This is a genomic window from Streptomyces coacervatus, assembly GCF_029223485.1.
GTDB classification, from domain to species: Bacteria; Actinomycetota; Actinomycetes; order Streptomycetales; family Streptomycetaceae; genus Streptomyces; species Streptomyces coacervatus.
Genome location: NZ_JARHTP010000003.1, coordinates 747,201 through 759,532, shown reverse-complemented (window position 1 = coordinate 759,532; position 12,332 = coordinate 747,201). Strand labels below are relative to the sequence as shown.

Genomic DNA, 12,332 nt, shown 5'->3' with positions numbered 1-12,332 from the left:
CGATTCCCCCGTCTCCCCCGGGGGTGCCGCCACCCGCGCCACGCCGCACGGCATCTCGGCCGTGGCGTACGGCAGTTGGAGCACCCCGTCCTCGGTCCACAGCCCCGCGCCCGCCAACCACCCCTCGGGCGCCGGGAGATGGTGCACCTGCCGCCGGTCCGGCCGCCACAGGCCCACCCAGCTGCCGACGGGCCCGTCGATGCGCAGCGCCACCCCGCAGCTCTCCGGCATCAGCACCTGCCCCGGCTGGATGGCGAAGGGCGTGACGGCGCAGTCGGGCAGCCGTAGGCACTCGGGAAAGCGCACGGGCAGCGTGCTGCCCAGCACGCCCCAGCCCAGCCGCTCCTCGCCCGGCGAGGGCGCGTCCGAGCGGATCAGCAGCAGACCGCTGTCCGGGTCCGCGAGCAGCAGCCGGTCGTCGCTGGAGTCGGCGATCTGAAGGAGGGGAGAGACCTCGCCACCGCGCTCCAGATCGACCACGATCGCCTTCGTCCGGCCGCCGATCTCACGGTCCAGCGCCAGCATCCGCCCCGTGCGGTCCAGCCACACCCCGCCCGAACAGCGCCCCGGGATCTCCGCCACATGCTCCGGCCCGAAGGCACCGCCCGCCACCAGCCACACCGTGCTGGAGCGCCGGCCCACGGCGAGGGCATACGCCTTCTCACCGCCCGGCGCCGACGGCAGCAGCCGCAGCCGGGCGCCCTCGTCGGGGCACTCGACCGCGCCGATCAGCAGCTCGCCCGTGCCCGGTCCGGTCGGATACAGCAAGGAGAAGACATGCCGTCCCTCCACCCGCCGCCGGATGAGGACCCGCCCGTCGCCCATCGGCTGCACCTCCGTGCCGGGCTCCTCGGGCTGGTTGCCGGGCAGCGGCACGGCGTACGGCTCGGGGCCGTCCAGCGTCCAGCGCTCCGGGAACCAGGAGTCGCCGTCCCGCGCGAGGCGGGCGGCATAGGCCCCGTCCGAGGTGATGGTGCAGCCCGCCTGCGGGGCACCGTCCTCGGGGGCAGCCTCGGGCTCGATCGCACACGCCGTCATGGTCTGGTCACCTCCGGCGACGAAGCTAGTTTTCGCACGCACAGACGTGGGACCGGGGGGCTGCGGCTTCACACATAAGGGTGGCCGGGTCGCGATTCGCCTGAGGAAACGGAGGCGGGTGTGCTGGGGGAGGCCGGAGGGGGCGGTTCCGCCCGTCCGGGTCGGTCCGACCGGGTCCCGACATCGGTTCAGCGGCACAGATCAGCCAGGTAGCCTTTCATCCGTGCCCCGTCTGTCTGAAGTCATCGCCGCGTTGGAGAACCTGTGGCCCGCCGAGCGGGCCGAGTCCTGGGACGCGGTCGGCACCGTCGTGGGCGATGCGGACCAGGAGGTCGCCCGGGTCCTGTTCGCCGTGGACCCGGTGCAGGAGATCGTCGACGAGGCGGTGAAGCTGGGCGCCGACCTGCTGGTCACCCACCACCCGCTCTACCTTCGCGGTACGACGACGGTCGCGGCGACCCACTTCAAGGGCCGCGTCGTGCACACGCTGATCAAGAACGACATCGCGCTGCACGTCGCCCACACCAACGCGGACACGGCCGACCCGGGCGTCTCGGACGCCCTCGCCGGCGCGCTGGACCTCCGAGTCGTACGACCGCTGGTGCCGGACCCGACCGACCCGGAGGGCCGCCGCGGCCTCGGCCGCATCTGCGAGCTGGACCACCCGCTCACCGTCCGCGAGTTCGCCGCCCGCGCCGCCGAGCGCCTGCCCGCCACCGCGCAGGGCATCCGCGCCGCCGGTGACCCCGAGGCGGTCGTCCGTACGGTCGCCGTCAGCGGCGGCTCCGGCGACAGCCTCTTCGACCAGGTACGCGCGGCCGGCGTCGACGCGTTCCTCACCGCGGACCTGCGCCACCACCCGGCGTCGGAAGCCCGCGCCCAAAGCCCCCTCGCGCTGCTCGACGCGGCGCACTGGGCCACCGAGTGGCCCTGGTGCGAGCTGGCCGCAGCCCAGCTCGACGAGATCTCCGACCGGAAGGGATGGGACCTGCGCGTCCACGTCTCGAAGACGGTCACCGACCCCTGGACCGCCCACGCGGCGTCCTCCGCCACATCTGAACCACTGGGAGCCCCCAACTGAACGCCGCGCCCGCCGACCAGATCCGACTTCTCGACGTCCAGGCCCTCGACGTACGCCTGCAGCAGCTCGCGCACAAGCGGCGGTCGCTGCCCGAGCACGCCGAGATCGAGTCGCTGACCAAGGACCACACCCAGCTGCGCGACCTGCTGGTGGCCGCGCAGACCGAGGAGAGCGACACCGCCCGCGAGCAGACCAAGGCCGAGCAGGACGTGGACCAGGTGCGCCAGCGCGCCGCCCGCGACCAGCAGCGCCTGGACTCCGGTGCCGTCACCTCCCCGAAGGACCTGGAGAACCTGCAGCGCGAGATCGCCTCCCTCGCCAAGCGGCAGGGCGACCTGGAGGACATCGTCCTGGAGGTCATGGAGCGCATCGAGTCCGTGCAGGAGCGCCTCGCCGAGCTCAACGAGCGCGTCTCCTCCGTCCAGTCGAAGATCGACGACGCGACCGCGCGCCGTGATGCCGCGTTCGAGGAGATCGACGGCGAGGTGGCGACAGCGACGAAGGAGCGCGAGGTCATCTCGGGCGCCATCCCCACGGACCTGCTGAAGCTCTACGACAAGCTGCGCGAGCAGCAGGGCGGCATCGGCGCGGCCAAGCTGTACCAGCGCACCTGCCAGGGCTGCCGTCAGGAGCTGGCGATCACCGACATCAACGAGATCCGCGCGGCCGCCCCCGACACGGTGGTGCGCTGCGAGAACTGCCGTCGCATCCTGGTGCGTACGGCCGAGTCCGGCCTCTAGGAGCCTGTACCGTGCGGGAGTTCATCGTCGAGGCAGACGGCGGTTCGCGGGGCAACCCGGGGCCCGCGGGCTACGGATCCGTCGTGCTCGACGCGGCGACGGGCGAGACCCTGGTGGAGGCCGCGGAGTACATCGGCGTCGCGACCAACAATGTCGCCGAGTACCGGGGTCTGCTCGCGGGCCTGCGCGCCGCCCACGAACTGGACCCCTCCGCCACGGTCCACGTCCGCATGGACTCCAAGCTGGTCGTCGAGCAGATGTCGGGCCGCTGGAAGATCAAGCACCCCGACATGAAGCCGCTGGCGAGCGTGGCGGCCCAGGTCTTCCCGCCGGACCGGGTGACCTACGAGTGGATCCCGCGGGAGCTGAACAAGCACGCGGACCGGCTGGCGAACGAGGCGATGGACGCGGGGAAGCGGGGCGAGCAGTGGTCGCCGTCGGAGTCGACGGCGGAGCTGGACGCTGCCGCGTCCTCGTCTTCTTCGGCTGCTTCCGCCGAGGCCGACACCCGTGCGGCCACCGCCGTCGCGTCCCCCGGCTGGGCCCCCGCCGACCTGGGCGCGCCCGCAACCTTCGTACTGCTGCGGCACGGTGAGACCCCGCTGACGCCGCAGAAGCGTTTCTCGGGCAGCGGCGGCACCAACCCCTCCCTGTCCGACGTCGGCCGGGACCAGGCCGAGCGTGCCGGGGCCGCGCTGGCCCGGCGCGGGACGATCCAGGCGATCGCCGCGTCGCCCCTGGCCCGTACCCGGGAGACCGCCGGCATCGTCGCCGCCCACCTCGGCCTCGACGTGAGCATCGACGACGGCCTGCGCGAGACGGACTTCGGCGCCTGGGAGGGGCTGACGTTCGCCGAGGTCCGCGAGCGCTACCCCGACGACCTGAACGCCTGGCTCGCCGACCCGGAGGCCCAGCCCTCGGGCGGCGGCGAGAGCTTCGCGGCGACCGCGACCCGTATCGAGGCCACCCGGGACAAGCTGGTGGCGGCGTACGCGGGCCGCACGGTCCTGCTGGTCTCCCACGTCACGCCGATCAAGACGTTCGTACGGCTGGCCCTGGGCGCCCCGCCCGAGTCCCTGTTCCGTATGGAGCTGTCGGCCGCCGCACTGTCAGCGGTGGCCTACTACGCGGACGGCAACGCGAGCGTACGGCTCTTCAACGACACGTCCCACCTGCGCTGAGAGCCGGTTTGAGCTCCGCCGCCTCGCGGGCCAGCGACTCGATCCGCGCCCAGTCGCGGGCGGCGACGGCATCCGCGGGGAGCATCCAAGTCCCGCCCACACAGCCGACGTTGGGCAGCTCCAGATACTCCGGGGCGTTCGCCGCACCGATCCCGCCCGTCGGGCAGAACCGCGCCTGCGGCAGCGGCCCGGCAAGAGACTTCAGATAGGCCGTACCGCCCGCGGCCTGCGCGGGGAAGAACTTCATCTCCCGCACCCCGCGCTCCAGCAGCGCCACGACCTCCGAGGTGGTCGACACCCCCGGCAGGAACGGCACCCCGGACGCCCGCATCGCCTCCAGCAGCACGTCCGTCCAGCCCGGGCTGACCAGGAAGCGCGCTCCGGCGGCCAGCGCCTGAGTCACCTGCTCCGGCGTGATCACCGTCCCCGCCCCGACCATCGCCTCCGGCACCGCGTCGGCGATCGCCCGGATCGCCGCCGGCGCGGCCGGAGTCCGCAGCGTCACCTCGATCGCGGGCAGCCCGCCGGCCACCAGCGCCCGCGCGAGCGGTACGGCGTCGGCGGCGTCCTCGATGACGACGACGGGCACGACGGGGGCGAGGTCGAGCAGCGATGAGGCCATGGCGTCATCGTGCCGAAGCGGTTCAGCATGCGCAAAGGTCATTGCGCATGCTGCAACGCAATCATGAATCCGGCAGCTGATCTCTGAGCTGATCTCTGAGCTGATCTCTGAGCTGATCTCTGAGTTGATCTCTCAGTGGATCTCGTCCACCAGCACGTCCAGCGACCACGCCTGCCCCGCCCGCGCGGGCGCCTGGGCCTCCACCTCGTACCCGAGCTCCCGCAGTGCCTCGACCAGCCCGGCGGGGTCCTTCGGCGCAATCCCGGCCGTCAGCAGACTCCGTACGATCCGTCCCTTGGTCGCCTTGTTGAAGTGGCTGACCACCTTCCGGGTGGGCGCATGCAGCACCCGCACGCTCGCCGTCCGCCCGGCGACCTCGCCCTTCGGCTTCCACGCGGCCGCATATGCGGAGGACCGCAGGTCCAGCACCAGCCCGTCCCCGGCGGCCTCGGGGAGCGCCGTCGCCATCGGCGTACGCCAGTGGGTGCCCAGCGCCCCGATGCCGGGCAGCTTCACGCCCATCGAGCAGCGGTAGGAGGGGATCTTGTCGGTCACCCGGACCGCACCCCACAACCCGGAGAAGACGAGCAGTGACCGCGCGGCCCGCTTCTTCGCCGCGGCGTCCAGAGACGCCAGGTCGAGGGCGTCGTACAACACACCCGTGTAGATCTCCCCGGCGGGCCGCGCCCCCACGGTCCGCAACTCGGCGTTCTTCGCGACCTCGCCCCGCAGCCCCTCGCTCAGCCCGAGCACCTCACGCGCCTTCTCCTCGTCCCCGGCACACAGCTCGACGAGTTCGCCGAGTACGGCCTCACGGGCGGCGCTGAGCCCCGGCAGCGACAGCGACTCCAGCTTCAGCGGGGCGCCACGGCCGGAGGTTGCCTTGCCTTCGGAGGGCGGCAGCAGGACCAGCACGGAAGATCTCCTTCTGTTGAGCTCTGCGACAGCGTACGGCGTGCCACTCGGGGGACATCGACCTACGCTCGCTACATGCCCCGCCGCCACATCCGCGTGACCGGCGCCCCCGAAGCCCCCCTCCGGGCCGCCCTCACCGCACTGCGCACCGAACTGGGCGTGCCCGAGAGCTTCCCGCCGGAGGCGCTGTCGGACGCCGAGCGAGCCGCGAAGGCCCCGACTCTCCCGCCGACCGACGCCACGGACATCCCCTTCCTCACCATCGACCCGCCCACCTCCACCGACCTCGACCAGGCGATGCACCTGTCCCGGCACGGCACCGGCTACCGCGTCCGGTACGCCATCGCCGACGTCGCCGCCTTCGTCGTACCCGGATCGGCGCTGGACACGGAGACCCACCGGCGGGTCACCACCCTCTACTTCCCCGACGAGCGGATCCCGCTCCACCCCGCGCTGCTGAGCGAGGGCGCCGCGAGTCTGCTGCCCGGCCAGGTCCGCCCGGCCGCCCTCTGGACGATCGACCTCGACGCGGACGGCCGCAAGGCCGCCGTCGACGTCCGCCGCGCCCTCGTCCGCAGCAGGGCCAAGCTCGACTACGAGGGCGTACAACGGCAGCTCGACGACAAGACGGCCGAGGAGCCGCTCGCGCTGCTCAAGGAGGTAGGGGAGGCGCGGGAGCGGCTGGAGGTGGAACGGGGCGGAATCTCGCTGAACGTCCCCGAGCAGGAGATCACCGAGCGGGACCACACGTACGAGCTCAGCTACCGGGCGCCGCTTCCCGCCGAAGGCTGGAACGCCCAGATCTCCCTTCTGACGGGCATGACAGCGGCGGATCTCATGCTGGCGGGCGGCACCGGCATCCTGCGCACGCTCCCGGCCGCCCCCGACGGCGCCGTGGGCCGCCTCCGCCGCACCGCTCAAGCGCTGCACATCGACTGGCCCCACCACGTCTCCTACGCCCGCCTTATCCGCTCCCTCGACCCGCACCGCCCGCACCACGCGGCCTTCCTCCAGGAGTGCACGACGCTGCTGCGCGGCGCCGGCTACACCGTCTTCGAGGACGCCAGGATCCCGCCCATCACCACTCATGCCGCCGTGGCGGCGCCGTACGCCCACTGCACGGCGCCATTGAGGCGGTTGGCCGACCGGTACGCATCCGAGATCTGCCTGGCGACGGCGGCGGACGAGACCCCGCCCGACTGGGTACTGGCCGCCCTGGAAACGCTGCCGCACGAGATGGCCGACGGCAGCCGCCGCGCGGGCACGGTCGAGCGCGAGTGCGTCGACATCGTGGAGGCGGCGCTGCTGGCGGGCCGGGTGGGGGAGGTGTTCGACGGCTGCGTGGTGGACGTGGACGAACATCAACCCACCGTCGGCACCGTCCAGTTGGAATCCCCGGCGATCATCGGCCGCATCGAGGGCGAACACCTGCCGCTGGGCGAACGACTCCGGGTGCGCCTCACCCAGGCCGACCCGGCGGCGGCAAAGGTGCGCTTCGCGCCTGCGTGATGGCTTGCGTGATCGCCTGCGTGATCGCCTGTACGAGGGTGTCGGCGTCGTCGGCGTGGAAGCGGACGGGGCGGATGCCGACGGTCGCGGCCAGTTCTCCGCTCCGCAGGGGACCAGTAGAAACGCTGACGTTGCGGGAGGGGTGAGCGGGCGGGCTGGCACCTGCCGAGGGCCGTGATCGTGTGCCACGATCGAGGGAACGGGTGCCGATCTCTTGGACAGGTGATCTTCCGATGTCCCAGTCTGGCGAGCGACCGAAGGAGGGGCGTGACATGACTGCCATGGCCCATGAGCCGCTCACGCAGGAAGAGGTCCTGCTGGAGGGCTTTCTCGCCCTGGACACACCGGAGGGTTTCCGGGCCGAGTTGATCGAGGGGGAGATCGTTGTGACGCCGCCGCCGGACGGGGAGCACGAGAAGTACATCAGCCGGATCGTGCGGCAAGTGATCAAGCGGTCTTCGACCGAGATGGACTTCTCCGGGAACAAGGGTCTGAGGCTGAGGAGCGGCGAGGCCTGCCCGAAGAACCACGTGGTCCCGGATGTCACCCTCGCGCCCCTTGAGCGTGACCTTTTCGGCGGCGCCGACTCCTGGATGCCCTGCGATGGCGTCGCCATGGTGCTGGAGGTGACCTCCACCAAGCCCAAGGCCGACCGCGAGGCCAAACGCCGCTGCTACGCCCGCGGCGGCATTCCCCTCTACTTGCTTGTCGACCGCGATGCCGCCTCCGTCACGCTGTTCAGCGACCCGGAGAAGGACGACTACCGGGAGCTCTGCACCCGCCCGTTCGGTAAACCGCTCACCCTCCCCGCCCCCTTCGCCTTCGACCTGGAGACCACGGACTTTCTCTGAGCCGCCGACGCCTCGGCCGCTGCGGGCCGCCCCTCGACCTGCTGACCACCCGCTTTCAACAGCACCTCTGCGCCCCGCACGCCCACGCGGGGTACACCATCGGCGCCTGTGTCGGCGGCTCCGAGGTCATCGACTACCGCGGCGGCCATGCGGCGCCGCCTCGGTCAGCCGCCGGATCCGGGCGAGCACGACGGCGTGCCGCAGCGTGTAGTCGCGATACCCGTTGGCCAGCCGCTCGGGCTCCGGCATCAGCCCCTGATGGTGGTAGTGCCGCACGGTCCGCGTGGTGACGCCGACGGTCGCGGCGAGTTCTCCGATCCGCATGGCATCAGTAGAAAGGCTGACGTCGCGGCAGGGTCAAGCACCGAGCCACTGCTTCAGGGCGTCCTCCAGCGCATCCCCGCCGTCCTGCCCCTCGTCCGCCGCCCACGCCACGAACCCGTCCGGCCGTACGAGCATCCCGGCGAGCTCCGGCTGCTCGGCGGCCCCGGCGGCCCCTGCGCTGACGACGGTGAGCCGGTCGCCGTATCCCTCCGCGCGCGCCCGGAGCTTGGGGTCGTCGGCGAGGTCGAGGAGGAGAGCCCGCCCGGTGTGCAGATGGTCGGCGAGGCGGCTGCCGTCGGCCAGTTCCAGGTCGGGGGCGCTGCGGCCGACGAGCGGGTGGTCGCCCGGCAGGTCGTACCGCTGCCACACCCCCGAGATCTTCTTCGCGAAGAACGTCGTACCCGTGACCGTCCGCGACAGCTCGGTGATCACCTCGCGCAGGGCACGCGCATGCGACTCGGGCCGCATCAGGGCGATCTGGGCCCGCGTCCAGTCGAGCACCCAGGCGCCGATCGGATGCCGTTCCGCGGTGTACGAGTCGAGCAGCCCCTCGGGCGCCGACCCGCGCACCACGGCGGCGAGTTTCCAGCCGAGGTTCATCGCGTCCCCGACGCCGAGGTTCAGCCCCTGTCCGCCGAACGGCGAGTGCACATGCGCCGCGTCGCCCGCGAGCAGCACCCGGCCCTTGCGATAGCTGCTCGCCTGACGGCAGTTGTCGGTGAACCGGGTCGCCGAGTGCACCGCGGTCACGGTGACGTCCTCGACGCCGGTCACGCGGCGCAGGCTCCCCTCCAACTCCCTCGCAGTGATGGGGGATTGGCGGTCGGCGGGCGGCCCGTCGAACTCCACGGTGAGGATCCGCCCAGGCATCGGCCCGTGCACATACGTCCCCACGTCCGTCGTGTTCCAGCCGCTCTTCAGCCCCTCCGCGCCGGTCATCTCGACGAGAGCCTGATACCCGGTGATCTCCGGGTCCGTCCCCGGGAAGTCGAACCCGGCGAGCTTGCGCACGACACTCCGGCCGCCGTCGCAGCCGACCAGCCAGCCCGCGCCGACCGTCTCCGTCACGGAAAGGTCGTCGGTGCGCGTCAGCTGTACGACCACCTGCTCCTCGTCGGCCTCGAACCCGGTCAGCTCGACCCGCCGACGCACCTCCACCCCGAGCTCCTCAGCACGCCGGGCGAGGATCCGCTCCAGCGTGGCCTGCGGGACGAAACCGACCCGCTCGGCGGGGCCCGAGCCGGCGAACTCGGGGTCGGTCTCGTCGAGCAGCTCCCCGTGCAGCCAGATACCGGCGAAATGCCCGGCGAACCTAGGCGGCGGCGGTGCGTCCTCGTCCTCGCCCTGCGCCCGGCGGAACTTCCGGAACGCGCGCATCGCCTCCTCCTGCACCGCGGCCAGGGCGGGCAGTAACCCCCGGCGGTACAGCGCCTCGGCGGAGGGCAGGTTGATCGAGCCCGCCTTGATCGTCTCGTCCACCTCGGCCAGCCGCTCCACGACCAGCACCTGAGCCCCGCCGAGCCGCAGCTCACAGCCGAGCAGCAGCCCGACGGGCCCGGCGCCGGCCACCACCACGTCGTATGTGTTCATGTCCATGAGTCAGAGTGTAGTCACTAAAACTTTTTGTTCGCTATAATTTTCTCATGCCAGTTGAAAACGAACGCACGGGCGCGGAACTGCCGCTGCGTGAGCGCAAGAAGCGAGAGACCCGGCAGCGGATCTCCGACATCGCGACGGGACTGTTCCAGGAGCGCGGCTTCGATGCGGTGACCGTGGCGGAGGTCGCCCGGGCCGCGGACGTCTCCGCCATGACCGTCTTCAACTACTTTCCGCGCAAGGAGGACCTCTACCTCGACCGCATCCCCGAGGCCGCCGAGACCTTCGCCGCCGCCGTCCGCGGACGCGGCCCTCGCGAAACCCCACTGGCCGCACTGCGCCGCGTGGCACTCGAACTCCTCGACCAGGGACACCCGTTGGCCGGAGTGAGCGACCGCTTCCCGGCCTTCTGGCGGGTCGTCATCGAGTCGCCCGCCCTACGGGCCCGCGCCCGCGAAGGCGCGGAGGAGCTGGAAACGGCCCTGGCTGAGGCCCTCACGGAGGCCTCCGTGGCCGACCCGCACCTCCTCGCGGCCCTGACGGTCGCCGCCTACCGCTCGGTCTTCGTCACCACCGCACGCCGCCTGCTCGCCGGGGAGCCGGCGGCCGAGCTGATCGAAGACCACCGGGCGCGGATGGAGGCGGCCTTCGACGCGCTGGAGCGGATGGAGCCGTAGCCGGCCGTGCTGGCCCGGGCATGGAACAGTGCCGGAGTTTGTTGCACCCCGTACGACGACGGAATGGGGGGCGCCCGGTGAGCGAGCTGGCACTGTGGACCCGCGCGCGCCTCGGCCGCTGCGGCCCGCCCCTCGACCTGCTGACCGCCCGCTTCCACCGGCACGTCTACGCCCCGCACGCGCACGCCGAATACACCATCGGCGTCTGTGTCGGCGGCTCCGAGGTCATCGACTACCGCGGCGGCCACATCCGCACCGGCCCCGGCTCGATCATCGTCCTCGACCCCGGTGAGATGCACACCGGCGGCCCCGACACCACCACCGACGGCTACGCCTACCGCGCCCTGTACGCCGCCCCCGCCCTCCTCGCGGACGGCACCCTCAGCGGCGTCCCACACTTCCGCGAACCCGTGATCGACGACCCAGAGCTGGTCGCCGCCCTCCGCCTCGCCCACACCGAACTCAGCGCCTGCCCGGACCCGTTGGAGACGGAGTCCCGCCTCCCATGGCTGCTGACGGCCCTGGCCCGCCGCCACTCCACGGCCCGCCCGGCGCCGGACACGGTGCCGGGCGCCGACCGCATCGCCTTTGTGGTCCGCGACCGCCTGGCCGACGAACTGCTGGACCCCCCGTCCCTGGCCGACCTCGCCCGGGACCTGGAACTGTCCCGCTACCAACTCCTCCGAGCCTTCCGCACGACGATGGGCATACCGCCGTACGCCTGGCTCGCCCAGCACCGGGTCACCCGCGCCCGCAGCCTCCTGGAGGCGGGCCTGCGCCCCGCCGAGGTGGCCCCGCTCGTCGGTTTCGCGGACCAGGCACACCTGACCCGTTGGTTCCGCCGCGTGCTGGGGGTGACCCCGGCGGCGTACCGCAACAGCGTTCAAGACACCAGGTAGAGACCCGGCCGATTCTGTCTGCATGACTGCACGCGGCTGGTTCCTGTTCTCCCTGATGGGAGTCGTCTGGGGCATCCCCTACCTGATGATCAAGGTGGCGGTGGACGCCCCTCTCTCCCCGTCCATGGTGGTGTTCACGCGCTGCGCCCTGGGCGCGCTCCTCCTGCTCCCCTTCGCGATACGGCAGGGCGGCCTGATCCGCACCGTCCGTTCGCACTGGCTGCCCATGCTGGCCTTCGCGTGCATCGAGATCATCGGCCCGTGGTTCACGCTCACGGACGCGGAACGGCACCTGTCGAGCTCCACGGCGGGCCTGCTGATCGCGGGCGTGCCGATCGTGGGTGTGGTGCTGGCCCGCTTCTTCGGAGACACGGAGCGCCTGGGCGTACGGCGGATGACCGGCCTGGGACTGGGCCTGGCGGGCGTAGCCGTCCTGACCGTCCCGCACCTGACCGGCGGCGACGCCCGCTCCCTCGGCGAGGTCCTGTTGACGGTGCTGGGTTACTCGACGGCACCGTTGATCGCGGCACGCTGGCTGAAGAACGTACCGACACTGCAGCTGACGGCACCGTGCCTGGCACTGGCGGCGCTGGTCTACGCAACGCCGGCGGCGGCCACCTGGCCGTCATCGGTCCCCTCCGCCTCGGTCCTGACCGCCCTGATCGGCCTGGGCGTGATCTGCACGGCACTGGCGTTCGTGGCCTTCCTGGAACTGATCAAGGAGGTCGGCCCGACCCGCGCGACGGTGTTCACGTACGTCAACCCGGCGGTAGCGGTGGCAGCGGGAGCCGTCTTCCTGAACGAGCCCTTCACCCTCGGCATCGCGATCGCCTTCACCCTCATCCTGGCGGGCTCGGTCCTGGCGACGGCCGCCTCCGGTCCGGCGAAGGGCGGACGCC

11 protein-coding genes and 3 pseudogenes are annotated in these 12,332 nt (G+C 71.9%); 9 read left to right on the top strand and 5 right to left on the bottom strand.

Features of this window, described 5'->3' with window-relative positions; translation table 11 throughout:
- The coding region (locus tag P2Q00_RS10860; RefSeq protein ID WP_275771844.1) for a hypothetical protein at positions 1-1,038 on the bottom strand (1,038 nt) is incomplete at its 3' end.
- A 223-nt stretch (positions 1,039-1,261) separates the two neighbouring features.
- On the opposite strand from P2Q00_RS10860, the gene P2Q00_RS10855 reads away from it, so the two are divergent.
- The 3 genes from P2Q00_RS10855 to P2Q00_RS10845 are packed head-to-tail and all read left to right on the top strand — an operon-like array spanning position 1,262 to position 4,040.
- Positions 1,262-2,119, top strand: a complete 858-nt coding sequence (locus P2Q00_RS10855; protein WP_275771843.1) for a Nif3-like dinuclear metal center hexameric protein — start codon at positions 1,262-1,264, stop codon at positions 2,117-2,119.
- On the top strand, positions 2,116-2,859 hold the full coding sequence (locus P2Q00_RS10850; RefSeq protein ID WP_338059304.1) for a zinc ribbon domain-containing protein: 744 nt from the start codon (positions 2,116-2,118) through the stop codon (positions 2,857-2,859). The genes P2Q00_RS10855 and P2Q00_RS10850 overlap by 4 nt, the downstream gene beginning before the upstream one ends.
- A gap of 11 nt (positions 2,860-2,870) precedes the next feature.
- On the top strand, positions 2,871-4,040 hold the full coding sequence (locus tag P2Q00_RS10845) for a bifunctional RNase H/acid phosphatase (protein WP_275771839.1): 1,170 nt from the start codon (positions 2,871-2,873) through the stop codon (positions 4,038-4,040).
- On the opposite strand, the gene eda is transcribed toward P2Q00_RS10845, so the two are convergent.
- Both eda and yaaA read right to left on the bottom strand, forming a co-directional pair.
- Positions 4,015-4,662 carry a bifunctional 4-hydroxy-2-oxoglutarate aldolase/2-dehydro-3-deoxy-phosphogluconate aldolase gene (eda, locus tag P2Q00_RS10840; protein WP_275771837.1) on the bottom strand — a complete coding sequence of 216 codons (648 nt, stop codon included), beginning with the start codon at positions 4,660-4,662 and terminating at the stop codon, positions 4,015-4,017. The genes P2Q00_RS10845 and eda overlap by 26 nt on opposite strands.
- A 132-nt stretch (positions 4,663-4,794) precedes the next feature.
- Entirely contained in the window at positions 4,795-5,577 is a 783-nt protein-coding gene (yaaA, locus tag P2Q00_RS10835; protein ID WP_275771835.1) for a peroxide stress protein YaaA, read from the bottom strand.
- A gap of 75 nt (positions 5,578-5,652) precedes the next feature.
- On the opposite strand from yaaA, the gene P2Q00_RS10830 reads away from it, so the two are divergent.
- The 3 genes and pseudogenes from P2Q00_RS10830 to P2Q00_RS10820 form a co-directional block, all read left to right on the top strand.
- Complete coding sequence (locus tag P2Q00_RS10830) at positions 5,653-7,086, top strand: RNB domain-containing ribonuclease (RefSeq protein ID WP_275771831.1); 1,434 nt, start codon at positions 5,653-5,655, stop codon at positions 7,084-7,086.
- A gap of 272 nt (positions 7,087-7,358) precedes the next feature.
- Positions 7,359-7,937 carry a Uma2 family endonuclease gene (locus tag P2Q00_RS10825; RefSeq protein WP_275771829.1) on the top strand — a complete coding sequence of 193 codons (579 nt, stop codon included), beginning with the start codon at positions 7,359-7,361 and terminating at the stop codon, positions 7,935-7,937.
- Positions 7,934-8,086 (top strand): annotated as a pseudogene (locus tag P2Q00_RS10820) (AraC family ligand binding domain-containing protein); the annotation flags it as partial. The gene P2Q00_RS10825 and the pseudogene P2Q00_RS10820, both read left to right, overlap by 4 nt.
- A 10-nt stretch (positions 8,087-8,096) precedes the next feature.
- Here the strand turns inward: P2Q00_RS10820 and P2Q00_RS10815 are convergent.
- Positions 8,097-8,261 (bottom strand): annotated as a pseudogene (locus tag P2Q00_RS10815) (MerR family DNA-binding transcriptional regulator); the annotation flags it as partial.
- A 33-nt stretch (positions 8,262-8,294) separates the two neighbouring features.
- Complete coding sequence (locus tag P2Q00_RS10810; protein WP_425579534.1) at positions 8,295-9,851, bottom strand: FAD-dependent monooxygenase; 1,557 nt, start codon at positions 9,849-9,851, stop codon at positions 8,295-8,297.
- A 53-nt stretch (positions 9,852-9,904) separates the two neighbouring features.
- On the opposite strand from P2Q00_RS10810, the gene P2Q00_RS10805 reads away from it, so the two are divergent.
- From P2Q00_RS10805 to P2Q00_RS50935, 3 genes and pseudogenes are all read left to right on the top strand, one after another.
- Positions 9,905-10,534: a TetR/AcrR family transcriptional regulator gene (locus P2Q00_RS10805; protein ID WP_275771825.1), complete on the top strand. Its 630-nt coding sequence runs from the start codon at positions 9,905-9,907 to the stop codon at positions 10,532-10,534.
- Between the two features lie 77 nt (positions 10,535-10,611).
- Positions 10,612-11,433 (top strand): helix-turn-helix transcriptional regulator, encoded by an 822-nt coding sequence (locus tag P2Q00_RS10800; RefSeq protein WP_275771823.1) that lies wholly within the window; start codon positions 10,612-10,614, stop codon positions 11,431-11,433.
- Positions 11,434-11,455: 22 nt separating this feature from the next.
- Positions 11,456-12,238, top strand: a pseudogene (locus P2Q00_RS50935) (DMT family transporter); the annotation flags it as partial.
- Positions 12,239-12,332: the final 94 nt, after the last annotated feature.

Bases quoted from the DNA above. Each gene is read 5' to 3' on its own strand.
- eda (WP_275771837.1), bottom strand. From the start codon at position 4,662: ATGGCCTCATCGCTGCTCGACCTCGCCCCCGTCGTGCCCGTCGTCGTC.
- P2Q00_RS10830 (WP_275771831.1), top strand. From the start codon at position 5,653: ATGCCCCGCCGCCACATCCGCGTGACCGGCGCCCCCGAAGCCCCCCTC.
- P2Q00_RS10825 (WP_275771829.1), top strand. From the start codon at position 7,359: ATGACTGCCATGGCCCATGAGCCGCTCACGCAGGAAGAGGTCCTGCTG.
- P2Q00_RS10810 (WP_425579534.1), bottom strand. From the start codon at position 9,851: ATGAACACATACGACGTGGTGGTGGCCGGCGCCGGGCCCGTCGGGCTG.
- P2Q00_RS10805 (WP_275771825.1), top strand. From the start codon at position 9,905: ATGCCAGTTGAAAACGAACGCACGGGCGCGGAACTGCCGCTGCGTGAG.